The organism is Streptomyces sp. NPDC047525, from assembly GCF_040643025.1.
Classification (GTDB): domain Bacteria; phylum Actinomycetota; class Actinomycetes; order Streptomycetales; family Streptomycetaceae; genus Streptomyces; species Streptomyces durmitorensis.
The window spans coordinates 63,561-87,889 of record NZ_JBEYTL010000017.1; the positions used below are offsets into that span (position 1 = coordinate 63,561).

General features: G+C 69.3%; 27 protein-coding genes and 2 pseudogenes. 25 read left to right on the forward strand and 4 right to left on the reverse strand.

What is annotated here, in order from left to right; translation table 11 throughout:
• The first annotated feature begins 165 nt into the window (after positions 1 to 165).
• The 18 genes from proS (at position 166) to ABZ833_RS35895 (ending at position 14,926) form a co-directional block, all read left to right on the forward strand.
• Positions 166 to 1,581, forward strand: coding sequence for a proline--tRNA ligase (gene proS, locus ABZ833_RS35810; RefSeq protein WP_361055914.1), 1,416 nt, complete (start codon positions 166 to 168; stop codon positions 1,579 to 1,581).
• Positions 1,582 to 1,842: 261 nt separating this feature from the next.
• Positions 1,843 to 2,439: a hypothetical protein gene (locus ABZ833_RS35815; RefSeq protein WP_344525344.1), complete on the forward strand. Its 597-nt coding sequence runs from the start codon at positions 1,843 to 1,845 to the stop codon at positions 2,437 to 2,439.
• 211 nt (positions 2,440 to 2,650) lie between these two features.
• Positions 2,651 to 3,088: a 30S ribosomal protein S16 gene (gene rpsP / locus ABZ833_RS35820; protein WP_344525346.1), complete on the forward strand. Its 438-nt coding sequence runs from the start codon at positions 2,651 to 2,653 to the stop codon at positions 3,086 to 3,088.
• Between the two features lie 2 nt (positions 3,089 to 3,090).
• Positions 3,091 to 3,330 carry an RNA-binding protein gene (locus ABZ833_RS35825; RefSeq protein WP_030361979.1) on the forward strand — a complete coding sequence of 80 codons (240 nt, stop codon included), beginning with the start codon at positions 3,091 to 3,093 and terminating at the stop codon, positions 3,328 to 3,330.
• Positions 3,331 to 3,454: 124 nt separating this feature from the next.
• A complete protein-coding gene (gene rimM, locus ABZ833_RS35830; protein ID WP_361055920.1) occupies positions 3,455 to 4,018 on the forward strand; it encodes a ribosome maturation factor RimM in 564 nt (187 codons plus the stop codon).
• Positions 4,018 to 4,839, forward strand: a complete 822-nt coding sequence (trmD, locus tag ABZ833_RS35835) for a tRNA (guanosine(37)-N1)-methyltransferase TrmD (RefSeq protein WP_361055923.1) — start codon at positions 4,018 to 4,020, stop codon at positions 4,837 to 4,839. Before rimM ends, trmD begins: the two co-directional genes overlap by 1 nt.
• A 132-nt stretch (positions 4,840 to 4,971) precedes the next feature.
• Positions 4,972 to 5,322, forward strand: coding sequence for a 50S ribosomal protein L19 (gene rplS, locus ABZ833_RS35840; protein WP_160507458.1), 351 nt, complete (start codon positions 4,972 to 4,974; stop codon positions 5,320 to 5,322).
• Positions 5,323 to 5,367: 45 nt separating this feature from the next.
• Positions 5,368 to 6,087, forward strand: a complete 720-nt coding sequence (gene lepB / locus ABZ833_RS35845) for a signal peptidase I (protein ID WP_249587490.1) — start codon at positions 5,368 to 5,370, stop codon at positions 6,085 to 6,087.
• Entirely contained in the window at positions 6,080 to 7,165 is a 1,086-nt protein-coding gene (gene lepB, locus ABZ833_RS35850; protein WP_249587489.1) for a signal peptidase I, read from the forward strand. The genes lepB (ABZ833_RS35845) and lepB (ABZ833_RS35850) overlap by 8 nt, the downstream gene beginning before the upstream one ends.
• The gene (lepB, locus tag ABZ833_RS35855) at positions 7,050 to 8,021 is read left to right on the forward strand and encodes a signal peptidase I (RefSeq protein ID WP_361055928.1); all 972 of its coding nucleotides are present in this window, start codon (positions 7,050 to 7,052) and stop codon (positions 8,019 to 8,021) included. Before lepB (ABZ833_RS35850) ends, lepB (ABZ833_RS35855) begins: the two co-directional genes overlap by 116 nt.
• An 80-nt stretch (positions 8,022 to 8,101) precedes the next feature.
• Positions 8,102 to 8,869: a signal peptidase I gene (gene lepB, locus ABZ833_RS35860; protein ID WP_361055931.1), complete on the forward strand. Its 768-nt coding sequence runs from the start codon at positions 8,102 to 8,104 to the stop codon at positions 8,867 to 8,869.
• On the forward strand, positions 8,859 to 9,356 hold the full coding sequence (locus tag ABZ833_RS35865) for an NUDIX hydrolase (RefSeq protein ID WP_249587486.1): 498 nt from the start codon (positions 8,859 to 8,861) through the stop codon (positions 9,354 to 9,356). Before lepB (ABZ833_RS35860) ends, ABZ833_RS35865 begins: the two co-directional genes overlap by 11 nt.
• Before the next feature lie 55 nt (positions 9,357 to 9,411).
• Positions 9,412 to 9,720: a DUF2469 domain-containing protein gene (locus tag ABZ833_RS35870; RefSeq protein WP_003965949.1), complete on the forward strand. Its 309-nt coding sequence runs from the start codon at positions 9,412 to 9,414 to the stop codon at positions 9,718 to 9,720.
• 160 nt (positions 9,721 to 9,880) lie between these two features.
• The gene (locus ABZ833_RS35875; RefSeq protein WP_361055935.1) at positions 9,881 to 10,258 is read left to right on the forward strand and encodes a YraN family protein; all 378 of its coding nucleotides are present in this window, start codon (positions 9,881 to 9,883) and stop codon (positions 10,256 to 10,258) included.
• Positions 10,258 to 11,877: a YifB family Mg chelatase-like AAA ATPase gene (locus tag ABZ833_RS35880; RefSeq protein WP_361055938.1), complete on the forward strand. Its 1,620-nt coding sequence runs from the start codon at positions 10,258 to 10,260 to the stop codon at positions 11,875 to 11,877. Before ABZ833_RS35875 ends, ABZ833_RS35880 begins: the two co-directional genes overlap by 1 nt.
• Complete coding sequence (gene dprA / locus ABZ833_RS35885) at positions 11,874 to 13,058, forward strand: DNA-processing protein DprA (RefSeq protein ID WP_361055941.1); 1,185 nt, start codon at positions 11,874 to 11,876, stop codon at positions 13,056 to 13,058. The genes ABZ833_RS35880 and dprA overlap by 4 nt, the downstream gene beginning before the upstream one ends.
• Before the next feature lie 335 nt (positions 13,059 to 13,393).
• A complete protein-coding gene (whiG, locus tag ABZ833_RS35890; RefSeq protein ID WP_361055944.1) occupies positions 13,394 to 14,236 on the forward strand; it encodes an RNA polymerase sigma factor WhiG in 843 nt (280 codons plus the stop codon).
• Between the two features lie 132 nt (positions 14,237 to 14,368).
• On the forward strand, positions 14,369 to 14,926 hold the full coding sequence (locus ABZ833_RS35895) for a TetR/AcrR family transcriptional regulator (RefSeq protein WP_249592809.1): 558 nt from the start codon (positions 14,369 to 14,371) through the stop codon (positions 14,924 to 14,926).
• 181 nt (positions 14,927 to 15,107) lie between these two features.
• On the opposite strand, the pseudogene ABZ833_RS35900 reads toward ABZ833_RS35895, so the two are convergent.
• Positions 15,108 to 15,755, reverse strand: a pseudogene (locus tag ABZ833_RS35900) (M23 family metallopeptidase); the annotation flags it as partial.
• Between the two features lie 290 nt (positions 15,756 to 16,045).
• On the opposite strand from ABZ833_RS35900, the gene rpsB reads away from it, so the two are divergent.
• From rpsB to ABZ833_RS35925, 5 genes are all read left to right on the forward strand, one after another.
• Positions 16,046 to 16,996 carry a 30S ribosomal protein S2 gene (gene rpsB / locus ABZ833_RS35905; RefSeq protein ID WP_361055947.1) on the forward strand — a complete coding sequence of 317 codons (951 nt, stop codon included), beginning with the start codon at positions 16,046 to 16,048 and terminating at the stop codon, positions 16,994 to 16,996.
• A 94-nt stretch (positions 16,997 to 17,090) separates the two neighbouring features.
• Positions 17,091 to 17,927 (forward strand): translation elongation factor Ts, encoded by an 837-nt coding sequence (tsf, locus tag ABZ833_RS35910; protein ID WP_361055950.1) that lies wholly within the window; start codon positions 17,091 to 17,093, stop codon positions 17,925 to 17,927.
• Positions 17,928 to 18,113: 186 nt separating this feature from the next.
• Positions 18,114 to 18,875, forward strand: coding sequence for a UMP kinase (gene pyrH / locus ABZ833_RS35915; protein WP_249587479.1), 762 nt, complete (start codon positions 18,114 to 18,116; stop codon positions 18,873 to 18,875).
• A gap of 150 nt (positions 18,876 to 19,025) precedes the next feature.
• Positions 19,026 to 19,583 (forward strand): ribosome recycling factor, encoded by a 558-nt coding sequence (gene frr / locus ABZ833_RS35920; protein WP_127829926.1) that lies wholly within the window; start codon positions 19,026 to 19,028, stop codon positions 19,581 to 19,583.
• Positions 19,584 to 19,617: 34 nt separating this feature from the next.
• Positions 19,618 to 20,691: a phosphatidate cytidylyltransferase gene (locus tag ABZ833_RS35925; protein WP_361055955.1), complete on the forward strand. Its 1,074-nt coding sequence runs from the start codon at positions 19,618 to 19,620 to the stop codon at positions 20,689 to 20,691.
• 84 nt (positions 20,692 to 20,775) lie between these two features.
• Here the strand turns inward: ABZ833_RS35925 and ABZ833_RS35930 are convergent, their stop codons facing one another.
• Positions 20,776 to 21,516 carry a hypothetical protein gene (locus tag ABZ833_RS35930; protein WP_361055958.1) on the reverse strand — a complete coding sequence of 247 codons (741 nt, stop codon included), beginning with the start codon at positions 21,514 to 21,516 and terminating at the stop codon, positions 20,776 to 20,778.
• Entirely contained in the window at positions 21,513 to 22,031 is a 519-nt protein-coding gene (locus tag ABZ833_RS35935) for a methanogen output domain 1-containing protein (RefSeq protein ID WP_361055961.1), read from the reverse strand. The genes ABZ833_RS35930 and ABZ833_RS35935 overlap by 4 nt, the downstream gene beginning before the upstream one ends.
• A 307-nt stretch (positions 22,032 to 22,338) precedes the next feature.
• On the opposite strand from ABZ833_RS35935, the gene ABZ833_RS35940 reads away from it, so the two are divergent.
• Both ABZ833_RS35940 and ABZ833_RS35945 read left to right on the forward strand, forming a co-directional pair.
• The gene (locus ABZ833_RS35940; protein ID WP_361055964.1) at positions 22,339 to 23,085 is read left to right on the forward strand and encodes a methyltransferase domain-containing protein; all 747 of its coding nucleotides are present in this window, start codon (positions 22,339 to 22,341) and stop codon (positions 23,083 to 23,085) included.
• A gap of 125 nt (positions 23,086 to 23,210) precedes the next feature.
• Positions 23,211 to 23,315, forward strand: a pseudogene (locus ABZ833_RS35945) (IS5/IS1182 family transposase); the annotation flags it as partial.
• A gap of 136 nt (positions 23,316 to 23,451) precedes the next feature.
• On the opposite strand, the gene ABZ833_RS35950 reads toward ABZ833_RS35945, so the two are convergent.
• Positions 23,452 to 23,895, reverse strand: coding sequence for a nuclear transport factor 2 family protein (locus tag ABZ833_RS35950; protein ID WP_361055967.1), 444 nt, complete (start codon positions 23,893 to 23,895; stop codon positions 23,452 to 23,454).
• Positions 23,896 to 24,329: the final 434 nt, after the last annotated feature.

A 24,329-nucleotide genomic window follows, 5' to 3' on the forward strand; every position in this document is an offset into this window, starting at 1 on the left:
TCGTCCGCCCCCGTGCAGTGCGCTCGCACTCCCCCCGTATGCCAGAGAACTCCGCATCCGTCGCGGCGTCCAGAGGTTGTGGGGCAATGCTTGCGTGCCACCGTTGTGCGCCCCCTGGAGGAATTCAATTCACGCCCTCCGGAGGCCCGCCGTACCATGCGCGCCATGGCTAAGGCACCCGTTCTCACGCCCCGGGCGGAAGACTTCCCGCGCTGGTACCAAGACCTGATCAACAAGGCGGAGCTGGCCGACAACGGCCCGGTGCGCGGCACCATGGTCATCCGACCGTACGGCTACGGCCTGTGGGAACGCATGCAGCAGGACATGGACGCCCGCATCAAGGAGACGGGTACCCAGAACGCGTACTTCCCTCTCCTCATCCCCCAGTCGTATCTGACCCGGGAGGCCGAGCACGTCGAAGGCTTCGCCCCCGAACTGGCGGTCGTCACGCACGGCGGCGGCAAGGAGCTCGAAGAGCCGGTCGTCATCCGCCCCACCTCCGAGACGATCATCAACGAGTACTTCTCCAAGTGGGTGCAGAGCTACCGCGACCTGCCGCTCCTGATCAACCAGTGGGCGAACGTGGTCCGTTGGGAGCTGCGGCCCCGGCTCTTCCTGCGGACGTCGGAGTTCCTCTGGCAGGAGGGCCACACCGCCCACGCGACGTACGAGGAAGCACGCGATTTCGCGGCCCGCATCCACCGGGACGTCTACGGAGCCTTCATGCGGGACGTCCTCGCGATGGACTTCGTCCTGGGCCGCAAGACCGCCCAGGAGCGCTTCGCGGGCGCCATCAACACCCTCACCCTCGAAGGCATGATGGGCGACGGCAAGGCCCTCCAGCTCGGCACGAGCCATGAGCTCGGCCAGAACTTCGCCAGGGCCTTCCACACCCAGTACCTCTCCAAGGAGGGCAAGCAGGAGCTCGTCTGGCAGACCTCCTGGGGCAGTACGACGCGGATGATCGGCGCCCTGGTGATGATGCACGGGGACGACAGCGGCCTGCGGATCCCGCCGCGCCTCGCACCGATCCAGGCGGTCGTCCTCGCCGTCAAGGGCGACGACGCGGTGCTCGCCAAGGTCCGCGAGATCGGCGAGCGCCTGAAGGCCGCGGGCGTGCGCGTCCAGGTCGACGACCGCACGGACACCCCCTTCGGGCGCCGCGCCGTCGACTGGGAGCTCAAGGGAGTGCCGGTCCGGGTCGAGGTCGGCCCGCGCGACCTCGAGAAAGGCACCGCGATGCTGGCCCGCCGCGTCAGGGGAGGCAAGGAGCCGGTCGCGATCGACTCCCTCGCGGCGCTGCTGCCCACCGTCCTCGAAGAGGACCAGAAGCTACTCCTGGACCAGGCCCGCGAGCGCAGGGAGTCGCGCACCTCGGACGTCACCACCGTCGACCAGGCGGTGGAGGCCACGGCCGCAGGCGGCTGGGCGCGGATCCCCTGGGCCACGCTCGGCCCGGAGGGCGAGGCGAAGCTGGCCGAGCACTCCGTGTCCGTACGGTGTCTGGTCGCGGAGGACGGGGCGGTGCCCGAGGCCGATGAGACCCCCGGTAACGTCGCTGTGGTGGCCCGCGCCTACTGACGGGCGTGCCTCCGGTACCAGCGCGCCCGTTCCCGGCTCGTACGCCTGCCCAGGCACCACAAGCCCCGGTGTGCGGACTTCTTCTACGCGCCGGGGCGTACGCGCTACTACGTACCGGCTTGCCATGACCTGCGAGGCTTCTGGGCAGATCAGCGCACCCGCCCTCGTCCGGACGCATCAATGGCAACTGACGGGTACGTGCAAATTATTTGGGATGCCCCGGAATGGAACCCCTGGGCATCCCGGCTCGTTGTTCACGACGTGAGCACGACACCACCTGTTCTCGCCGCAGAGCTGGCACAGGCGTGGGCCGATATTCAGCGGCACCACCCCGAGCTGCCCGATCTTGCCGCGCCCGAATCCCTGATCGGAGAGTCGTCGTCCGCCTGCGGCGCCGAGCTCTCCTTCGAGCGACTGCTCCATGAGGCAGTCCATGGCATCGCCGCGTCACGCGGCGTACGCGACACCTCACGAGCGGGTCGCTATCACAACCGCAGATTCCTCGCGATCGCCGAGGAGCTGGGCCTTGACCATCCCGAGGAGCCGCATCCCAGCAGCGGCTTCTCGCTGGTCACGCTCAACCCCGAAGCGAGGAAGCGCTACCGCCCGACGATCGAGCGGCTCCAGCGCGCCCTCAAGGCGCACACCGCGGCGACCGCCGCCGACACGGCACGCAGCTTCCGGGGCCCGGCCGCCCGGCACGGCTCCTCCGGGGGCGGCGTCCGCGTCAAGGCGGTCTGCGACTGCGGACGCAACGTCCGCGTGGTCCCGTCGGTGCTCGCCCAGGCGCCCATCGTCTGCGGCGGCTGCGGCAAGCCCTTCCGTATTCCGGAAGTCGTCGGCGCCGTCGCGGGCTGACGGGGCTGAGCTGGAGAGCTGTGCCGGTCGGGGCACCCGGACCCGTTTCGGGCGCCCCGCCGACGTATGGCACAATGGCTAGCTGTACTCGACAGCCGCATAGGAACCCTCTCGCCTCCGGCTGACGCGTCCATCGGGCACCCCGAGTACCGCAACCCCACGTGGCATCTCGTTGTGCCCAACCACGTCAAGACCAGGAGACACCACTCCAGTGGCAGTCAAGATCAAGCTGAAGCGTCTGGGAAAGATCCGCGCGCCTCACTACCGCATCGTCGTCGCCGACTCCCGTACCCGCCGTGATGGTCGGGCCATCGAGGAGATCGGTCTGTACCACCCGGTGCAGAACCCCTCGCGCATCGAGGTCAACTCGGAGCGCGCGCAGTACTGGCTCTCCGTCGGCGCTCAGCCGACCGAGCCGGTCATGGCGATCCTGAAGCTCACCGGTGACTGGCAGGCGCACAAGGGCCTTCCGGCCCCGGCGCCGCTGCTCGTCGCGGAGCCCAAGGACAAGCGCGCCGCGTTCGAGGCCTTCACCAAGGGCCTCGAGGGCGACGAGGTCAAGGGTGAGGCCATCACCCAGAAGGCCAAGAAGGCTGACAAGAAGGCGGACGCGGCCGAGGCTGCGCCCACCGAGTCGACCGAGGCCTGAGCATGCTCGAGGAGGCTCTCGAGCACCTCGTGAAGGGCATTGTCGACAACCCCGACGACGTGCAGGTCGCCTCGCGCAACCTGCGCCGGGGGCGTGTGCTCGAGGTCCGGGTCCACCCGGATGACCTCGGCAAGGTGATCGGCCGCAACGGCCGTACCGCACGCGCTCTGCGGACCGTCGTGGGCGCGATCGGCGGCCGTGGTGTCCGCGTCGACCTCGTCGACGTGGACCAGGTTCACTGAACCACAGGTAGCACCGGCACGGGCCGGGGAGGGCTTCTGGGCCTTCCCCGGCCCGTAGTCGTTTCCAGGCGTCTGCCGTCGTCAACGGTGACCCTTCCGTAGGCACACGACAGGAGAGAAAGCAGTGCAGCTGGTAGTCGCGCGGATCGGCCGCGCCCATGGCATCAAGGGTGAGGTCACCGTCGAGGTGCGCACCGACGAGCCGGAGCTGCGGCTCGGGCCCGGCGCCGTCCTCGCCACCGACCCCGCCTCCACGGGGCCGCTGACCATCGAGACCGGCCGGGTGCACAGCGGCCGCCTGCTGCTGCGCTTCGAGGGCGTGCGCGACCGCACGGGCGCCGAAGCGCTGCGCAACACGCTGCTGATCGCGGAGGTCGATCCGGAGGAGCTCCCGGAGGACGAGGACGAGTACTACGACCATCAGCTGATGGACCTCGACATCGTCACCAAGGACGGCATCGAGGTCGGCCGGATCACCGAGATCTCGCACCTGCCCTCGCAGGACCTGTTCATCGTGGAGCGGCCCGACGGCAGCGAGGTGATGATCCCCTTCGTGGAGGCGATCGTCACCGAGATCGACCTGGAGGAGCAGCGGGCGATCATCGACCCGCCGCCCGGCCTGATCGACGACCGCGCGGAGATCGTTTCCGCAAGGGACGACGAGGATCCTTCGGGAGACGAAGCCTGATGCGGCTCGACGTCGTCACGATCTTCCCCGAGTACCTGGAACCCCTGAACGTCTCCCTCGTCGGCAAGGCACGCGCGCGTGGACAGCTCGACGTGAACGTGCACGACCTCAGGGAGTGGACGTACGACCGGCACAACACGGTCGACGACACCCCGTACGGCGGCGGCCCCGGCATGGTCATGAAGACCGATCCCTGGGGCGCGGCCCTCGACGACGTGCTCGCCGAGGGGTACGAGGCCGGGGCCCACGGGCCCGTCCTGGTCGTCCCCACGCCCAGCGGGCGCCCCTTCACCCAGGAGCTCGCCGTCGAGCTCTCCGAGCGGCCCTGGCTGGTCTTCACGCCCGCGCGCTACGAAGGCATCGACCGCCGCGTCATCGACGAGTACGCGACCCGGATGCCCGTCTACGAAGTGTCGATCGGCGACTACGTCCTCGCGGGCGGCGAGGCGGCCGTCCTGGTCATCACCGAGGCCGTGGCCCGGCTCCTGCCCGGCGTCCTCGGCAACGCCGAGTCCCACCGCGACGACTCCTTCGCCCCCGGCGCCATGGCGAACCTCCTCGAAGGGCCCGTCTACACGAAGCCTCCCGAATGGCGTGGCCACGGCATTCCGGACGTGCTGGTCAGCGGCCACCACGGCAAGATCGCGCGCTGGCGCAGGGACGAGGCGCTGCGGCGCACGGTCCGCAACAGGCCTGATCTGATCGAGCGTTGCGACCCCGCCGCCTTCGACAAGAAGGACCGCGAGATGCTCTCGATCCTGGGGTGGCGGCCGGGTCCCGACGGCCGATTTGGGCGAGACCCCGAGGCCGTGGAACAATAGGTCGCTGCTGTACGTCCAGCGTGCGCCCCTGCCACAGGGGGACAGACGCCCGCCCGATGTGAACAGCTATCGAATCCTCATCACGAACTTACCGCTGATGACCTGTGGCATCAGTGAAGAAAGCAGACGATCATGGCTAACCTGCTCGACTCCGTCGACAGCGCTTCGCTGCGCACCGACATCCCGGCCTTCCGCCCGGGTGACACCGTCAACGTCCACGTGCGCGTCATCGAGGGCAACCGCTCCCGTGTGCAGCAGTTCAAGGGCGTAGTCATCCGCCGCCAGGGTGCCGGCGTGCGCGAGACCTTCACGGTCCGCAAGGTCTCCTTCTCCGTCGGCGTGGAGCGCACCTTCCCGGTGCACACCCCGATCGTCGAGAAGATCGAGCTCGTCAGCCGCGGCGCCGTGCGTCGCGCGAAGCTGTACTACCTCCGTGAGCTGCGCGGCAAGGCCGCGAAGATCAAGGAGAAGCGCGACAACTGAGCTCGCGCACGGGTCCACAACGGAGCCGGATAGCATCTGGCCCCGATGGACACCGAAGCACAGCACACGGAGCGCGACCGCTCCTCCCCACCCACCGATTCCCCGAGCGCCGAGAGCGACGGGGAGTCCGCAGGGGCGGAGGACCGGTCGCGCTCCTCTTTTATGTCGTTCGTCTCCTGGGTGCCCGGCGGCCGGATCACCCTGACGCTGCTGATCTGCATGGTGTCCTTGCTGCTCGTGAGCACCTTCGTGATGCAGCCGTTCCAGATCCCCAGCGGCTCCATGGAGCCCGCGTTCCGGGTCGGAGACCGGGTACTCGTCAACAAGTTGGCGTACCGTTTCGGTTCCGAGCCGCAGCGAGGTGACGCGGTCGTCTTCGACGGCAGCGGTTACTTCGGGGATGCCGACTACATCAAGCGGGTCGCAGGGGTGGGGGGAGACCGCGTGGTCTGCTGCGACGAGCGGGGGAGGATCAAGGTGAACGGCGAGCCGGTCGACGAGCCGTACCTGTACCCGGGGGATGCCCCCTCCAAGGTGCCCTTCGACGTCGTCGTACCGGAAGGCAGCCTGTTCCTCCTCGGCGACCACCGCAGCGACTCCCGTGACTCACGCGACCACTTGGGCCAGCCCGGCGGCGGCATGATCCCCGTCGACTCCGTGATCGGCAGGGCCGACTGGATCGCCTGGCCCGTCGGGCACTGGACGTCCCTGGACCGCCCCGACAGCTACGCGCGCGTGCCGGCACCAGGCGGCGCGCATGGGTAACCGCGGGCGGACGCGAGCCGCCAGCCACCGGTCCGACACCAGGCTGCCCACCGGTTCCCGGCCCACCACCGGTCCCGTACTGCCCGGAAGGGCCGAGCGGCGCAAGCTCGCGCGGAAGGTCAAGCGGCGCAGGCGCCGCTCGGCGATCAAGGAGATACCGCTGCTCATAGGCGTCGCGCTCCTCATAGCCCTGGTCCTGAAGACCTTCCTGGTGCAGGCCTTCGTGATCCCCTCGGGCTCGATGGAGCAGACGATCAAGATCGGCGACCGTGTCCTCGTCGACAAGCTCACCCCGTGGTTCGGTGCCAAGCCCGAGCGCGGCGACGTCGTCGTCTTCGAGGACCCCGGCAACTGGCTCGAGGACGAACAGACCAAGAAGAAGGACGACCCCGTAGGCGTCAAGCAGGTCAAGGAAGGCCTGTCCTTCATCGGGCTGCTGCCCTCCGACAACGAACGCGACCTGATCAAGCGCGTGGTCGGCGTCGGCGGCGACACCGTGAAGTGCTGTGACAAGAACAAGAAGCTCATGGTCAACGGAGTCCCGCTCACCGAGCCGTACATCAATCCGGGTGATGAGCCCTCGTCCTTCGAGTTCGAGGTGAAGGTCCCCGAAGGGCGCCTCTTCGTCATGGGAGACCACCGCTCCGACTCGGCCGACTCCCGCTTCCACCGCACCGAGAAGTTCAGCGGCACCGTCAGCGAGGACAGCGTCGTGGGGCGCGCGCTCGTCATCGCCTGGCCCTTCGACCACTGGCGCAAGCTTGAGGAGCCCGAAACGTACGCGTCGGTGCCCGACGCGGGTGCGGGGTCGGCCACTGCCCTCGGGCCGTCGCATAGGGTGGCACCCGGCGATCGATACGGATTGACCGGACTCCCGACCCCTGCGGAACTCCCGCTCGTTATGGGAGTGGTGGGCCTGCATCGCATCAGGAGCGGGCAGCGGCACGGACTGAGGAGTGGATGTGGGGGATGTGGCGGTCGGCGCACGGTCCGGACACGGTGGGCCCGAAGAGCAGCCAGGGCGATCGGACGAGCCGGAGGGCGGGGCCGCGGCGGACGGCGTGAACCCCGGGAGTGACACCGCGGGCGCCGGTCCCGCAACCGATGACCGAGACGGGAAGCAGGCCAAGGGGGCGAAGAAGCCCCGCTCCTTCTGGAAGGAGCTGCCGCTCCTCGTCGGCATCGCGCTGATCCTGGCACTGGTGATCAAGACCTTCCTGGTGCAGGCGTTCTCGATTCCCTCGGACTCGATGCAGAACACGCTCCAGAAGGGCGACCGCGTCCTGGTCGACAAACTGACCCCGTGGTTCGGCTCGGAGCCGGAGCGCGGCGAGGTCGTCGTCTTCAGGGACCCCGGCCACTGGCTGGACGGTGAGCCGACGCCCGACCCGAACGCGATTCAGCGGGTCCTCGGCTGGGTCGGCCTGATGCCGTCCGCCGACGAGAAGGACCTCATCAAGCGCGTCATCGCGGTCGGCGGCGACACGGTGGAGTGCAAGGGCACCGGTCCGGTGAAGGTCAACGGCAAGGCACTGAACGAGCCGTACGTCTTCGAGGGCAACACCCCGTGCAGCGTCGACGACCAGGGCGGCCAGTTCAAGGTCACCGTCCCCGCGGGCAAGATCTGGGTCATGGGTGACCACCGGCAGAACTCGCTGGACTCCCGGTACCACCAGAACCAGCCCGGCGGCGGCGCCGTCCCCGTGGACAACGTCGTGGGCCGCGCCATCGTGATCGCCTGGCCGCCCACCCGCTGGGCGACGCTGCCCAAGCCGGACACCTTCGACCAGCAGGGCATCAACGCCGCGATGAGCGCGGCACCGGCGGCCCTCGGGCTCGCGGGTGCGGTTCCGGTCGTGCTCTGGCGCAGGCGTCGGCTCACGGTCGCCGCTGCGCAGGGCACGAGGGTTTCTGGCGGAGGTACCGCCGGGTAGGGTGCCGTCCCAGATCACCGATCTTCCGCGCTCCTGTTCGTAGGGGCGCGGGGTCGTCTCCGATATGGGGGAGCACTGGGATGAGCAGGACACAACGTACGGACGAGGGCCATGGACGGCTCGGCAGCGTGCTGTCGGGCCTTGCCGTGGCCCTCGGCTGTGTGCTCTTCCTGGGAGGCTTCGTCTGGGGCGCCATCCTGTACCAGCCGTACACCGTGCCCACCGGCTCGATGACGCCGACGATCGGCGCGGGCGACCGGGTCCTGGCCGAGCGGATGGACGGCAGTGAGGTGCGCCGGGGCGATGTCATCGTCTTCCGGCAGGCGAGCTGGGGCGATCTGCCGATGGTCAAGCGCGTGGTCGGCGTCGGCGGGGACCGGATCTCCTGCTGCACGGACGGCAAGCTGATGGTCAACGGCAAGCAGGTCGCAGAACCGTATCTTCCCGAGGGCAAGGGCGCCGCGGCCACCGGAATCCCGGCCACCACGGTCCCCAAGGGCAACCTCTTCCTGCTCGGTGACGAGCGCAGCGGCTCCCTGGACTCCAGCGTCCACCTGGGCGACTCCAACCACGGCTCCGTGCCGCGCAGTGCGGTGGAGGGGCGGGTCGACGCGGTGGCCTGGCCGCTGGACAAGTTCGGGACGCTGGAGCGCCCCGAGGGCTTCGCGGACATGCCGGGCGGCATCTCCGATCCGGGACCCGTGCGGCTCGTGGTGTGGGCGGTGGTGGCCGGTGCGGTCCTCGTCCTGGGCGGTGCCGCCTACGGTCCGGTGGCCAAGCGCCTTGGCCGCAGGCGGGGGCGTCCGCGGAGCCGTGACCGGTCGGGGGCGACCGCCCGTGTCGGCTGAGGCACAGCCGCTGCGCAGGGTCGCGCGGGTCGTGCTGCTCGACCCGCAGGACCGGATTCTGCTGCTCCACGGCCATGAGCCGGAGGACACGGCGGACGACTGGTGGTTCACACCGGGCGGCGGTCTGGAGGGCGACGAGACGCATGAACAGGCCGCACTGCGTGAACTGATGGAAGAGACGGGCATCACCGAGGTCGAGCTCGGCCCCGCCCTGTGGCAGCGGATCTGCTCCTTCCCCTTCGCCGGACGGCGCTGGGACCAGGACGAGCGGTACTTCCTGGCGCGTACGTCACAGACGTCCACGCAGGCCACAGGGCTGACGGAGCTGGAACAGCGGAGTGTCGCCGGAGCGCGTTGGTGGACGTGCCAGGAACTGACCGAGGCACATGAGACGGTGTATCCGACCAGGCTCGCCGAGCTGCTTCGCAGGCTGCTCGACGAGGGTCCTCCGAGCCGGCCCGAGACCCTCGACACGGAAATCGTGTAGAGGCTCCAGGGGCTGACGCACAATAGGGGGACGCACGGCTGAAGGGGAACATGCCATGAGCGCCGAGGACCTCGAGAAGTACGAGACCGAGATGGAGCTGAAGCTCTACCGGGAGTACCGCGATGTCGTCGGTCTGTTCAAATACGTGATCGAGACCGAACGGCGCTTTTACCTCACGAATGACTACGAGATGCAGGTGCACTCGGTCCAGGGTGAGGTTTTCTTCGAGGTGTCCATGGCGGACGCCTGGGTGTGGGACATGTACAGGCCCGCACGGTTCGTGAAGCAGGTACGCGTCCTGACGTTCAAGGACGTGAATATCGAGGAGCTCAACAAGAGCGATCTCGAGCTGCCGGGAGGCTGAGTTCACCGGGTTCACCGGGTTCGCCTGGTGCGCCGAGTTTGTTTGGTGCACCGGCTTCACCGGGTCGGGTGGGCGAGTTATCCACAACGCGTGAGTCGTCCACCAAGATCCACAACGCTCGGGGCTGAGTCCCAGTGTGGATGTCGGAGGTGGTGCCGACATGAACGCACGGGGAGCACTCGGGCGGTACGGCGAAGATCTGGCAGCGCGGCGGCTCGGAGAAGCCGGAATGACGGTTCTGGAGCGCAACTGGCGCGGTGGCAGAACCGGTGAGATCGACATCGTGGCCATGGACGGCGAAGCGCTGGTCGTCTGCGAGGTCAAGACGCGCAGAGCAGGCCTGGTCGGCTCGGGGATCTATCAGCATCCGATGGCGGCCGTGGGCCGGACCAAGGCGGAGCGGCTGAGTCGCCTCGCCGAGCGCTGGATCGAGGAACGCGGCGGCCCACCGCCGGGCGGGGTGCGGATCGACCTCGTCGGCGTGCTGATCCCACGCCGCGGAGCCCCTGTCGTGGAGCACGCGCGGGGGGTGGCCTGATGGGATTCGCGCGTACGTGTTCCGTGGCGCTGGTGGGCGTCGAGGGCGTGGTCGTCGAGGTGCAGGCAGATCTGGAGCCCGGCGTCGCGGCGTTCACGCTGGTCGGGCTCCCGGACAAGAGCCTGACGGAGAGCAAGGACCGGGTCAGGGCCGCGGTGGTCAACTCGGGCGGGGAATGGCCCCAGAAGAAACTCACCGTCGGCCTCAGCCCGGCTTCGGTGCCCAAGGGCGGCAGCGGCTTCGACCTCGCGGTGGCCTGCGCGGTCCTCGGTGCGGCGGAGCGGATCGATCCGCGGACCCTCGCCGACATCGTGATGATCGGTGAGCTGGGGCTCGACGGGCGGGTGCGGCCGGTCAGGGGAGTGCTGCCCGCGGTCCTCGCGGCGGCGGACGCGGGCTATGAGCAGGTCGTCGTCCCGGAGTGCACGGCGGCCGAGGCCGCGCTGGTGCCGGGGATCTCGGTCCTCGGGGTGCGCAGCCTGGGCCAGCTGATCGCCGTGCTGACCGATGAGCCGGTGCCGGAGGAGGAGCCGGACGAACCAGGCCGTCCCGACTCGATGCTCGCGGGGCTCTGCGTGCCCGGCACCGGTGTGGGCACGGGGCTCAGCGGCGGTCTGGACGACGCCCTCGCCCTGGACCTCGCCGATGTCGTCGGACAGGCGTCGGCCCGCACCGCCGTGGAGGTGGCGGCGACGGGCGGGCACCACCTCTTTCTGCAGGGCCCGCCGGGCGCCGGGAAGACGATGCTCGCGGAGCGGCTGCCGGCGATCCTGCCCCGGCTGAGTCGGGAGGAGTCCCTGGAGGTGACGGCCGTCCACTCCGTGGCGGGCATGCTGCCGCCGGGCAAGCCCCTGGTGGACACCGCGCCGTACTGCGCGCCGCACCACTCCGCGACGATGCAGTCGCTCGTGGGAGGCGGCAAGGGAATCGCGCGGCCGGGGGCGGTCTCGCTGGCTCACCGTGGGGTGCTCTTTCTCGACGAGGCGCCGGAATTCAGCAGCCAGACCCTGGACTCCTTGCGCCAGCCCCTGGAATCGGGACATGTGGTGATCGCCCGCAGTGCGGGAGTGGTGCGGCTGCCCGCGAAGTTCCTGATGGTGCTCGCGGCCAACCCCTGTCCCTGCGGTCGGCACACCCTGCTGGGCGACGGCTGCGAGTGCCCGGCGTCCACCGTCCGCCGCTATCAGGCCCGGCTCTCGGGCCCGCTGCTCGACAGGGTCGACCTCAAGGTCGAGGTGGAGCCCGTCACACGATCCGAGCTGGCCGGGTACGGCACGCGGGGTGACTCCACGCAGACCGTCGCCGACCGGGTGCGCGCCGCCCGGGAGAGAGCGGCGGCCAGGCTGGCCGGCACCGGCTGGCGGACGAACAGTGAAGTGCCGGGGCACGCCCTGCGCACTCGGTGGCCCGCCGAGCCGGGCGCCCTGGACGCCGCCGAACTGGACCTGGAGCGTGGCTTCCTGACCGCCCGGGGGCTCGACCGCGTCCTGCGGGTTGCCTGGACCGTCGCGGACCTCGCGGGACGCGACCGGCCTGCCGCGCAGGACGTGGCCCTGGCGCTGCAGTTGCGTACGGGGGTGTCGCGGGGCGTGCCGATGGCGATCGGGGCGTTGACATGACCTCGGCTTCGGGAGCGGCCTCGGCCTCGGGCCCCGCCCCGGAGGAGGAGCGGCTGGCGAGGGTCGCCCTGACCCGGATTCTCGAACCGGGGGACGAGGTGGGCGGGCGGTGGTTGCGGGAGACCGGGGCTGTCGAAGTGGTGCGGCGGCTGGCCGAGGGGGAGGAGCGCCTCGGCGGGGTGACGCCGGTGCGGTGGGAAGGGCTGCGGGCGCGGGCAGGGAAGGCGCGGCCCGAGCGGGACCTGGCGGTGGCGCGGGACGCGGGGGTGCGGTTCGTGTGCCCGGGGGAGGCGGAGTGGCCCGTCCAGCTGGACGACCTGGGGGACGCGCGGCCGGTGGGGCTGTGGGTGCGGGGGCGGCCCAGCCTGCGGATATGGGCGCTGCGGTCGGTGGCCGTGGTCGGCGCGCGGGCCTGCACGGAGTACGGGGCGCACATGGCGGCAGGCCTCGGCGCGGGGCTCGCCGAGCGGGGCTGGGTAGTCGTGTCGGGTGGTGCCTACGGGGTGGACGGGGCCGCGCACCGGGGAGCTCTGGGGGCCGGTGGGGCCACGGTCGCGGTGCTCGCGTGCGGGGTCGACCGGGCCTATCCGCGAGGACACGCCGAGTTGATCAAGAGAATCGCGGAACAGGGCCTTGTGGTGGGGGAGTTGCCGCCCGGCGACCACCCCACGCCCAGCAGATTCATCCTCCGGAACCGCGTGATCGCCGCCCTCACCCGGGGCAGCGTCGTCGTCGAGGCGGCGTATCGCAGCGGAGCGCTCGCCACGGCGCGCAGTGCGCAGGAGCTCGGCCGGTTCACGATGGGGGTGCCGGGCCCCGCCACCAGCGGCCTTTCGGCGGGGGTGCATGAACTGCTGCGGGGTGACGGCGTTCTGGTCACCGACGCGGCGGAAGTCGTCGAGCTGGTCGGCGACATGGGCGAGCTGGCCCCGGAGCGGCGCGGTCCCGTCGTGCCGCGCGATCTGCTCGCCCCGGACGCGGCGCGTGTCCTGGCGGCGCTGCCCGCCCGGGGGAGCGCGTCGGTTCAGGAGGTCGCACTCGGTGCGGGCACGGTGGCGGACGAAGCGATCGGTCGGCTGTACGAGTTGCGCTCACTGGGGTTCGTCGAACGACACGGCGACGGCTGGCAGTTGACACGCCAGGCGATTGTGTCGGTCTTCCCGAAGGGAGGGGGTTCGTGACCGAGCGTGTTCGGCCGTCTGGATGAACCCCCGACGGCCTTGGAAAGACGCGCAGTTGGCCCTCCGGAGTCGTCACGGAAGGCGACGAGGGGAACTCGGTGGGGCGCCCAGCGGAACGTATCTGCGTACGCGGGATCCCCTACTGTTCGCACACTGCGACACTCCAGTCACGCTACGCTCACAAGGATTCCGACGCGGACAGGCAACCACAGGCAAGCAGACGGCAGACGGACAACCTCATTCACTTCACGCAATCCCACCACCTCGCGGGCGCGGGCGAATCCATCGGCTCGCACGACCTCACCAGTTCACGGCAGAACGGCTCAAGGCAACGAATGCCCCAGCACACCTCAGGGTCCGATCGGGCGGCAGCTCCCCCCGCCGCCCGTAGCGGCGAGCGGGAGCGGCCCCCCGCGCCCTCGTCGCTGGACGAGCTGTGGCGGTCGTACAAGGAGACGGGGGACGGGCGGCTGCGCGAGCAGTTGATCCTGCACTACTCGCCGCTGGTGAAGTACGTCGCGGGACGGGTCAGTGTGGGGCTGCCGCCCAATGTCGAGCAGGCGGACTTCGTCTCGTCCGGGGTGTTCGGGCTGATCGACGCGATCGAGAAGTTCGACATCGAACGGTCCATCAAGTTCGAGACGTACGCGATCACCCGCATCCGTGGCGCGATGATCGACGAACTCCGCGCGCTCGACTGGATTCCCCGGTCCGTGCGGCAGAAGGCGCGCAACGTCGAGCGGGCCTACGCCACGCTCGAGGCGCAGCTGCGGCGCACGCCGTCGGAGAGCGAGGTCGCCCATGAGATGGGGATCGCGCTGGAGGAACTGCACGCTGTTTTCAGCCAGTTGTCGCTGGCGAACGTCGTGGCTCTGGAGGAGCTCCTGCACGCCGGCGGCGAGGGCGGCAACCGGCTGAGCCTGATGGACACGCTCGAGGACACCGCGGCCGACAACCCCGTGGAGGTCGCCGAGGACCGCGAGCTGCGGCGGCTGCTCGCGCGCGCGATCAATACGTTGCCGGAGCGGGAGAAGACGGTCGTCACGCTCTACTACTACGAAGGTCTCACGCTCGCCGAGATCGGCAATGTGCTCGGGGTGACGGAGAGCCGGGTGAGCCAGATCCACACGAAATCAGTGCTCCAGCTGCGGGCGAAGCTGGCGAGTTTCGGCCGCTGAGCGCGCTGAATCGTCCCTGCCCCCGGCCTGTGCCGTGCGGTGAGGGTGTGGAGTTCTTCGAGGTGGATCGACTCCCGTCCTCGCGGTCACGTCCGTAGAGTGGAGGGCGTGCCAAGGATTCGAGCGGCCTCTGTGGCCGAGCACCGGTCGATGCAGCGGGGCGCCCTCCTGGACGCCGCGCGGTCCCTGCTGTCCGAGGGCGGTACGGAGGCGTTGACCTTCCCCGCTCTCGCTGAGCGCACGGGGCTCGCGCGGTCATCCGTGTATGAGTACTTCCGGTCGCGTGCCGCGGTCGTGGAGGAGCTCTGCGAGGTTGACTTCCCCGTCTGGGCCGCGGAGGTCTCGGCGGCGATGGAGGGTGCGGACTCCGCCGAGGGCAAGGTCGAGGCGTACGTCAGGCGGCAGCTCGATCTGGTGGGGGACCGGCGGCACCGCGCCGTCGTGGCGATCTCCGCCGCCGAGCTGGACGCGGGGGCGCGCGAGAAGATCCGTGCCGCGCACGGTGGGCTCGTCGCCATGATCGGCGAGGCGCTGCGCGACCTGGGGCATGCCGAGCCCCGGCTCGCGGCGATGCTCCTGCAGGGTGTCGTGGACGCGGCTGTGCGGCGGATCGAGCTGGGCGCCGCCGAGGACCCGTCCGCCATCACCGAAGCGGCCGTCGCCATGGCGCTGCGGGGTGTGCGGGGCTGAGGCCTCGCTCGCTGACCTCCGGCATCGGATCGCTGACCCCCGGCATCGGTACGTCGGCCTCCGGCATCGGATCGCTGACCCCCGGCATCGGTACGTCAACCTCCGGCATCGGATCGCTGACCCCCGGCATCGGTACGTCGGCCTCCGGCATCGGATCGCCGACCTCCGGCACCTCGGCTTCCGGCATCGGCACGCCCCTCACCGGCAGCAGGCGGGACGCCCCTCGCCGCAGGAGCCACGGGGGCATCAGTGACAGCGGGTCCAGATACGCGTCGGCCCTCAGCAGGCCCCAGTGCAGGCAGCTGCCCGGGCAGTGGGCCGTGGGGAGTTCCAGCACCCCCAGTGCCTCGCCCGCCGTCACCTCGGCGCCCTTCTTGACCGTGGCCCGCACCGGCTCGTACGTCGTGCGCAGCGGTGGCTCTCCCGTGTCCGCCAGCTCCACCGCGATCACTCCCCGGCCGGCCACCCGGCCCGCGAAGGAGACCCTGCCCGGAGCCGCAGCCCGGACCACGGCGCCCGGCGGCGCCGTGAGGTCCACGCCCCGGTGCCCCCGGCCGTACTCCGTCGCCGGGGGTTCCCAGCCCCGTACGACAGGGGGCCTCACCCCTACGGGCCACGCACCGCCCACCTTCGGCACGGACTCCCCGCCGGGCGATCCGCCCACCTTCGGCACGGACTCCCCGCCGGGCGCACCGTCCACCTTCGGCACGGGCTCTCCGCCGGGCGCACCGCCCGCCCTCAGCTCCGGTCCACCCGCAGCGCCCGCGGGCAGCATCACCGCAGTGATCAGCACCACGGTCAACAGCACCAGGCCCAGCTCTCGTCGCATGTGAGACATGCCAGAACCGTCCCGCGCAGGGCCCGTCCGCGGGGATCATGGCGTGGATCTGTGGATGACCAGCTGGTTGTGGACAGCGGCGTCACCCGCTGCCTCGCGGGTCCCGTACACTTCTTGTGGCGATCCGGGTCACCGGGTCGACTTCGCACGCCCCGACACCAGGCCCTGAAAAGCCAGGTGCCAGCGCCTCTCGGTCCTTTGTGGCACGGCGCATCGCGGGCGTCAGGCGCGACCGCCGTCCGGCGGACGCGGCACAACCGAGAACACCTAGGAGTACGGCCATGGCCGTCGTCACGATGCGGGAGCTGCTGGAAAGCGGCGTCCACTTCGGTCACCAGACCCGTCGTTGGAACCCGAAGATGAAGCGCTTCATCTTCACGGAGCGCAACGGCATCTACATCATCGACCTGCTCCAGTCGCTGTCGTACATCGACCGCGCCTACGAGTTCGTCAAGGAGACCGTCGCCCACGGCGGCACGGTCATGTTCGTCGGCACGAAGAAGCAGGCGCAGGAGGCCATCGCCGAGCAGGCGACCCGCGTCGGCATGCCCTACGTGAACCAGCGCTGGCTGGGCGGCATGCTCACCAACTTCTCGACCGTCTACAAGCGCCTGCAGCGCCTGAAGGAGCTCGAGCAGATCGACTTCGAGGATGTGGCCGCGTCCGGCCTCACCAAGAAGGAGCTGCTCGTCCTCTCCCGCGAGAAGGCCAAGCTGGAGAAGACCCTCGGCGGTATCCGCGAGATGTCCAAGGTGCCCAGCGCCGTCTGGATCGTGGACACCAAGAAGGAGCACATCGCGGTCGGTGAGGCCCGGAAGCTCAACATTCCGGTCGTCGCCATCCTCGACACGAACTGCGACCCCGACGAGGTCGACTACAAGATCCCGGGCAACGACGACGCGATCCGCTCCGTCACCCTGCTCACCCGCGTGATCGCCGACGCCGTCGCCGAGGGACTCATCTCCCGTTCCGGCGTGGCCACGGGCGACCAGAAGCCGGGCGAGAAGGCCGCCGGCGAGCCGCTCGCCGAGTGGGAGCGCGACCTGCTCGAGGGCGAGAAGAAGGCCGACGAGCCCAAGGCCGACGAGGCCAAGGCCGACGAGCCGAAGGCCGAAGAGGCCGAGGTTCAGAAGTCCGCCGAGACGGAGAAGGCTGCCGACGCCGAGCAGGCCGAGGCCCCCGCCGAGGTTGCTGCCGCCGAGGCCCCCGCCACGGAGACCGAGCAGGCCTGACCTTCACAGGTTCGGTAGTTGACGGCGGGGGCCCATCAGGCCCCCGCCGTTCACCCGTAGATCTTTCAGACCTCCGAAAGAGAATTTCAGGATCATGGCGAACTACACCGCCGCTGACGTCAAGAAGCTCCGCGAGCTCACGGGCGCCGGCATGATGGACTGCAAGAAGGCGCTCGACGAGGCCGACGGCAGTGTCGACAAGGCCGTCGAGGCTCTGCGCATCAAGGGCCAGAAGGGCGTCGCCAAGCGCGAGGGCCGCTCCGCCGAGAACGGCGCCGTGGTCTCCCTCATCGCTGACGACAACACCTCCGGCGTGATCGTCGAGCTGAAGTGCGAGACGGACTTCGTCGCCAAGGGCGAGAAGTTCCAGGCTGTCGCGAACTCGCTCGCCGAGCACATCGCCAAGACGTCCCCGGCCGACCTCGAGGCGCTCCTCGCGTCCGAGATCGAGGCCGGCAAGACCGTCCAGGCGTACGTCGACGAGGCCAACGCCAACCTCGGCGAGAAGATCGTCCTGGACCGCTTCGCGCAGTTCTCGGGCGCCTTCGTGACCGCGTACATGCACCGCACCATGCCCGACCTGCCCCCGCAGATCGGTGTCCTGGTCGAGCTGGACAAGGCCGACGCCGACCTGGCCAAGGGCATCGCCCAGCACATCGCCGCCTTCGCGCCGAAGTACCTCTCCCGCGAGGACGTCCCGGCCGAGGTCGTCGAGTCCGAGCGCCGCGTCGCCGAGGAGACCACCCGCGCCGAGGGCAAGCCCGAGGCCGCGCTGCCCAAGATCGTCGAGGGTCGCGTCAACGGCTTCTTCAAGGAGGCCACCCTCCTCGGTCAGCCGTACGCGCTCGACAACAAGAAGTCCGTCCAGAAGGTCCTGGACGAGGCCGGTGTCACCCTGAAGCGCTTCTCGCGCATCAAGGTCGGCATCTGAGTCCGTACCGCGATCGACGGTAGACCCCGCTAGGGTCGACAGCGGTCGCCCGCGTACCCCACGCAGTACGCGACGTACGACCGCAGATCTGACGAGGAGGCCATTGCCGAGCATGGGATGCGAACAACACCCCACCGGCAGTGGCCTTCTTCGTATGTGCGCCGAGCAAAAAGAAGCGAGAACTCCATGACCACCAAGGCCGACACAAACAGTGGTGACGACAAAGTCGCCGGTCGTTTCCTGCTGAAGCTCTCCGGTGAGGCATTCGCCGGCGGGGGCGGCCTTGGCGTCGACCCCGACGTGGTGCACGCGATCGCCAAGGAGATCGCCGCGGTCGTCCGCGACGGTGCCCAGATCGCGGCCGTCATCGGCGGCGGCAACTTCTTCCGCGGCGCGGAGCTGCAGCAGCGCGGCATGGACCGTGCGCGCTCCGACTACATGGGCATGCTCGGCACGGTCATGAACTGCCTCGCCCTCCAGGACTTCCTGGAGAAGGAGGGCATCGAGTGCCGCGTGCAGACCGCCATCACGATGGGCCAGGTCGCGGAGCCGTACATCCCGCTGCGCGCCGTGCGGCACCTGGAGAAGGGCCGTGTGGTCATCTTCGGCGCCGGTATGGGCATGCCCTACTTCTCCACGGACACGACCGCCGCGCAGCGCGCCCTGGAGATCGACGCCGAGGCCCTGCTCATGGGCAAGAACGGCGTCGACGGGGTCTATGACTCCGACCCCAAGACCAACCCGGACGCGGTGAAGTACGACGCGCTCGGCTACGGCGAGGTCATCACCCGCGACCTGAAGGTCGCCGACATGACCGCGATCACCCTGTGCCGCGACAACAAGTTGCCCATCCTGGTCTTCGAGTTGCTGTCCACCGGCAATATCGCCCGTGCCGTCAAGGGTGAGAAGATCGGCACACTCGTGGGCGACGAGGGCACCCGCGCCTGATCTCGGCGACGCCCCCGAGGGATGGACAAAGCCCTGCCGGTCGGACACGGTGCAGGGAAAGAGACGCGACGCAGCCGACGCCCCATGGACTCCCCCTACTTCACCGTGTGGGGGCGCCCCCAGCCCACTCACAACACGCAGGAGCAAGTGGTGATCGAAGAGACCCTCCTCGAGGCCGAGGAGAAGATGGAGAAGGCCGTCGTGGTCGCCAAGGAGGACTTCGCCGCGATTCGCACAGGCCGTGCGCACCCGGCGATGTTCAACAAGATCGTGGCTGACTACTACGGCGCCCTTACGCCGATCAATCAGCTCGCCTCGTTCTCGGTGCCCGAGCCGCGGATGGCCGTGGTGACCCCGTTCGACAAGAGCGCGCTGCGCAACATCGAGCAGGCGATCCGCGACTCCGACCTCGGCGTCAACCCCAGCAACGATGGAAACATCATCCGGGTGACGTTCCCCGAGCTGACGCAGGACCGCCGCAAGGAGTACATCAAGGTCGCCAAGACCAAGGCCGAGGACTCCAAGATCTCGATCCGCTCCATCCGTCGCAAGGCCAAGGAAGCGATCGACAAGGCGATCAAGGACGGCGACATCGGCGAGGACGAGGGCCGTCGCGCGGAGAAGGAGCTCGACGACACCACCGCGAAGTACGTCGCCCAGGTGGACGAGCTGCTCAAGCACAAGGAAGCCGAGCTGCTCGAGGTCTGAGGGCTCGTGGTCTGAGGACTGAGGAATCCGATCCGTGAACGACTCTTCCTGGGGGGCGCCTCCCAGCACCGGGTACTGGGGGCCGCCCGACCAGGGCCCTGCTCAAGGGGCTGCCCCGGCAGGTCCCGCGTACGATGCGCATGACGCCCTGTATCCAGCAGAGACGCAGCCCATGCCCATCGTGCCTGACATGCCTGAAGTACCCCAGGAGCCCATGCCCAGCGCATCACAGCCCGCCCCCGAGGCGCCTCGTACGCCTCAGGCGCCCCAGGCGCCTCAAGCGCCGCAGAAGAAGAGCGCGGGCCGTGATCTCGGGGCGGCCATAGGAGTCGGCGTGGGGCTCGGCGCGGTGATCGTCGCGTCGCTCTTCATCGTGAAGGCCGTCTTCATCGGCGTCATAGCGGTCGCCGTCGTGGTCGGTCTCTGGGAGCTCACCTCGCGGCTCGAGGAGCGCAAGGGCATCAAGGCTCCGCTGGTCCCGCTCGCGGTGGGCGGCGCCGCGATGGTCGTCGCCGGATACGTCCGCGGGCCCGAGGGCGCCTGGGTCGCCATGGCGCTCACCGCGCTCGCGGTGCTCGTCTGGCGGATGACCGAGCCGCCCGAGGGCTATCTGAAGGACGTCACGGCGGGCGTCTTCGCGGCGTTCTACGTCCCGTTCCTCGCGACGTTCGTGGCGATGATGCTCACCGCGGACGACGGCGCGATGCGGGTGCTCACGTTCCTGCTCCTCACCGTGGTCAGCGACACCGGTGCGTACGCGATCGGCTGGCGCTTCGGCAAGCACAAGCTGGCGCCGCGCATCAGCCCCGGCAAGACCCGTGAGGGCCTGGTCGGAGCGGTGACGTTCGCGATGGCGGGCGGCGCGCTGTGCATGGAGTTCCTGATCGACGGCGGCACGTGGTGGCAAGGGCTGCTCATCGGCCTCGCCGTCGCCGCGAGCGCGACGCTCGGTGACCTCGGTGAGTCGATGATCAAGCGTGACCTCGGCATCAAGGACATGGGCACGCTGCTCCCCGGTCACGGGGGCATCATGGACCGCCTCGACTCGCTGCTGCCGACCGCGCCGGTGGTGTGGCTGCTGCTCGTCATCTTCGTGGGGTCCGGCTGACCTGCTTCTGTCCGTACGTGAGGGGCTCGCTGTCCACTGGACGGCGGGCCCTTTCCGTATGCCCCGGTGGTCGGGTCGGGTCGCCTAGAGGTTCCTGAGTGCCCCGCTGATCAGGGCCGTCACTGACTCCAGATGGTCGGGCGGCGGCGCGCTGTCCGTGGTGAGGACGAGGGTGGCGTACGGAGGAATCGGGACCCGGAGGCGGCGGCGGGCGGGGGCAGGTGCCGGAAGGGTGAGGTGCAGTGCGGCTTCCCTGCAGCCGAGCGCCGGGGGCGCGTGTTTGGCGACCGACTGGACGAGGGCTGTGGCCGAGGCGGCCGTGGCGACCGCCTGGACGAGCGCGTGCAGGTGGTCGAGCCTGGCGTGGGCGGCGGCCAGGGACGCGGTGAGCCGTATGCGGTCCTCGGTGGCGCGGAAGCGCAGCGTGCGCTCGCGTTCGAGGGCGTTGACGCGCTCCTTGAGGGTGAGGAAGCGGTCGCCGGGGTCGATGCGGACGGCGCGCAGATGCACGGTCAGGGTGGGCATCCACTGGGCCCTGGCGCCGAAGCAGCGGCAGCGCAGCCGGGCGCCGTCGAAGCCGTGCAGGGTCAGGCCGGCCGGTGTCGGATGGCCGGTGCGCAGCCACTGCCGGATGATCCTGGCGACGTCCTCGGCGGATTCGGAGACGAGCTCGCTCAGGGGGATCGCGTCCCCGACGCCCGGAAGCGTCCGGGCCGCCGCGGGATTCGCGGCCAGGACACGGCTGTCGGCGGCGACGAGCAGGACCGGCTCCGTGAGCAGACCGGTGATCTTGCGGAAGAGCAGTAGCGGGTCATCACAGGTCACAGGGCATCGCCGTAGTACTCACGCCCTGTGTTCAGTTCCGCGTCGGAAGGCGGCCGGAGGTGCACCACGACCCGACAGCCCACGTCCCAGCGGGCGATGGTCTTCTCCAGCTCCACGCGGGCGTAGCCGAGGTTGTCCGCGGCGATGGTCCCGAAGACGTTCGACGTCATCATGCACATCGAGGGGCGGCCCACGACCTTCTCGCCGAACGGGCAGACACGGTTGCCGAGAACGATGCGCCGGTCGTCCTCCTCGATGACGTAGAAGTCTCCGCCGAGGCGTCTCTTGAGGTCCACCATGACCTGTGAGACCTGCGCGCGGTCGAGACGGTCGACGGAGAGCGCCTTCGTGTACTGGCTGTTGATGTCGTCGCCGATGGTCTGGCTGACGAGGCTGACATAGCCCGCCGCCTCCTCCAGGCCGACCACGTCCTCGAGTACGCGTGCCAGTTCACGGATCAGGCTGCGCATGAACAGATCGCGGTCGAGGGCGATGGGAGCTTCGGACGGTTCCACTGAGGGGCCCCCTCGCTGCGGAGTCACTCGACACGCAACTCTCGCCTTGTGTTACCGAATGATGGCGCACAGTGACAAGTGCTGTCGACCGACTTCGCCAGGCCCGCCGGGTACCGGCAGGGACGGGAAAAGCGAGAAACGGGAAAAGCGATGGACGCGGTGATCACAGCCGCCCTACTCTCGACCGGTCCCAGCCTTCCCATGTCCTAAGAGGTGCATTTGATGACGGTCCAGGTACTCGCGGCCAACTCCCGTCGGCCGCTCTGCCCAGCCGTTCTCACTTCCATGGACCGAAGGAATCCCCCTAGTGGATCTGCCACGTAGCTTCACCATCCGCGAGAGCAGTCATCGCGTCTGCAACCCGTTCACCAGCGAGAAGCTGGCCATCCTGGGTCAGGCCATCAGCCCGTCGCCGGGCGCCCGCATGCTCGACCTCGCCTGCGGCAAGGGCGAGATGCTGAGCACCTGGGCCCGCGACCACGGCGTGACCGGCACGGGGGTGGACATCAGCACCGTCTTCCTCGATGCCGCCCGCGCGCGGGCCGCCGAGCTGTCCGTTGCCGACCGGGTCGGCTTCGTGCACGCGGACGCCTCGGGCCATGTCGCCGACGATCCCGTCGACATCGCCGCCTGCGTCGGTGCCACCTGGATCGGCTCCGGCGTGGCAGGGACGGTGGAACTCCTGCGACGCAGTCTCGTTCCCGGCGGCATGATGCTGATCGGCGAGCCGTACTGGCGCCGCGAGCCTGAGGACCAAGCCACCGTCGAGGGCTGCCACTTGGCCCGCAAGGACGACCTGCTCCCGCTGCCTGAACTGGTCGAACAGTTCGGGGACCTGGGCTGCGATGTCGTCGAGATGGTCCTCGCCGACCAGGACAGCTGGGACCGGTACGTAGCGGCACAGTGGCTCAACACCCGCCGCTGGCTGGACGCCAACCCGGACGACGAGCTGGCCGCCGAACTGCGCGCGGAACTCGCCGCGGGGCCCGTCCAGCACGCCAGGTACCAGCGCGAATATCTCGGGTGGGGCGTGTTCGCCCTGATGAACCGCTGACACACCACTCCGAGTGAGCCCCGGCGTCATCTGCCGGGGCTCGCTTGCGTGGGCGCCATGGTCGGATTAGGTCATGTGTTCGAATATCCGTGCACCACCGATGGAAGGTGGCGGACGATCACGGCCTTGGGCGCTCGCGCGGCGGCCTGACCACCAAGCTCCATCTGGCCGTCGAGCAAGGCCAGAAGCCCATGTCTATCGTGATCGTCGCCGGACAGCGCGGCGACTCTCATCCGCTGCACCATCCCGCACCGGGCTGTGGCCACGAGATGCGACAAACTCGCGGGCCGCTACGAGGCCACCGTCCTCATCGCAGCCATCGACGAGTGGCTGTGACCAGCAGCTCGCGATTGCCCCGGTGGCCTTTCATTGATTCCCCACCTCAAATGCCTGGGCGACGGAAAGGCTGTCCTCATAGATATGGTGCCGGGTGACAAGGCCGTCTTCGACGGTGAGATGCAAGGCGAACCGCGCGTGATACGCACGGCCCGTGGGCCGGGCGGTCTGACGGATCTCGCCGAGCACGACCGCGTCGTTCCCGTCGATGAGGATGCGCTCGACCTCAGTCGCCACGTACTCCGGCACGTGGTACTCGGCAAGCTCGCGATAGTGGGCGGCCGCGTCGGCCCGGGTGAACCGGTGACGGATCCACGGAGTGGCAGTACGGCCGTGCTCGGCCTCCGGCCAGTCGAGTTTCCAATCGCCCTGCTCGGCGTACAGCTCGGCGATGCGCTCGGGGTCGCCCTCGCCGATTCTGCGCAGCAACTCCTCAACCACAGTGCGCGTGTTCGTAGCTGCGGCAATGGACATGGCTGACCTCTCCGTCCTGGTCCGCGTCCTCCGACGCGGAGAGATCGCTAATCCTGTCCGTGCAGGCACACCGAGTCGATTACCTCTGAAGTAAGGCAAGCCCACCACCAAGATCCACTTCCGATACACGTCCTAGCGGGGTGTGCGCCGGACGTACCCGGCTCGTATCGCGCAGCTCTCGTGCAGTCGTACCGTGATGCCGCCAGCCGAGATAGAGACCTTCGCGAGGTTCTGACTTTCTGGCCTTGGGTGATCGGCTGATCGCAGTGCCCGCAGAACCATGTACCTGCGCTCATCGTCGCGCCTCCCTCAGTGTCCGCCGCAGAGCGCTGCCTTCGATGCAGCGGGCGGCTTCGTCGGCGCACTGCTCGCAGCTCTGTATGTGGGCGAGGAGCTCCAGGTACGCGGGCCGGGAGGCGCAGAGTCGGCAGGAG

What these genes read in the sequence shown, in the direction of transcription:
- rplS (WP_160507458.1), top strand. Translation starts at nt 4,972, where the DNA reads ATGGCTAACCTGCTCGACTCCGTCGACAGCGCTTCGCTGCGCACCGAC.
- ABZ833_RS35880 (WP_361055938.1), top strand. Translation starts at nt 10,258, where the DNA reads ATGGGATTCGCGCGTACGTGTTCCGTGGCGCTGGTGGGCGTCGAGGGC.
- lepB (WP_361055931.1), top strand. Translation starts at nt 8,102, where the DNA reads ATGAGCAGGACACAACGTACGGACGAGGGCCATGGACGGCTCGGCAGC.
- ABZ833_RS35875 (WP_361055935.1), top strand. Translation starts at nt 9,881, where the DNA reads ATGAACGCACGGGGAGCACTCGGGCGGTACGGCGAAGATCTGGCAGCG.
- ABZ833_RS35870 (WP_003965949.1), top strand. Translation starts at nt 9,412, where the DNA reads ATGAGCGCCGAGGACCTCGAGAAGTACGAGACCGAGATGGAGCTGAAG.
- tsf (WP_361055950.1), top strand. Translation starts at nt 17,091, where the DNA reads ATGGCGAACTACACCGCCGCTGACGTCAAGAAGCTCCGCGAGCTCACG.
- ABZ833_RS35950 (WP_361055967.1), bottom strand. Translation starts at nt 23,895, where the DNA reads ATGTCCATTGCCGCAGCTACGAACACGCGCACTGTGGTTGAGGAGTTG.
- dprA (WP_361055941.1), top strand. Translation starts at nt 11,874, where the DNA reads ATGACCTCGGCTTCGGGAGCGGCCTCGGCCTCGGGCCCCGCCCCGGAG.
- trmD (WP_361055923.1), top strand. Translation starts at nt 4,018, where the DNA reads ATGCGGCTCGACGTCGTCACGATCTTCCCCGAGTACCTGGAACCCCTG.
- pyrH (WP_249587479.1), top strand. Translation starts at nt 18,114, where the DNA reads ATGACCACCAAGGCCGACACAAACAGTGGTGACGACAAAGTCGCCGGT.
- ABZ833_RS35825 (WP_030361979.1), top strand. Translation starts at nt 3,091, where the DNA reads ATGCTCGAGGAGGCTCTCGAGCACCTCGTGAAGGGCATTGTCGACAAC.
- lepB (WP_249587489.1), top strand. Translation starts at nt 6,080, where the DNA reads ATGGGTAACCGCGGGCGGACGCGAGCCGCCAGCCACCGGTCCGACACC.
- whiG (WP_361055944.1), top strand. Translation starts at nt 13,394, where the DNA reads ATGCCCCAGCACACCTCAGGGTCCGATCGGGCGGCAGCTCCCCCCGCC.
- proS (WP_361055914.1), top strand. Translation starts at nt 166, where the DNA reads ATGGCTAAGGCACCCGTTCTCACGCCCCGGGCGGAAGACTTCCCGCGC.
- lepB (WP_249587490.1), top strand. Translation starts at nt 5,368, where the DNA reads ATGGACACCGAAGCACAGCACACGGAGCGCGACCGCTCCTCCCCACCC.
- rpsB (WP_361055947.1), top strand. Translation starts at nt 16,046, where the DNA reads ATGGCCGTCGTCACGATGCGGGAGCTGCTGGAAAGCGGCGTCCACTTC.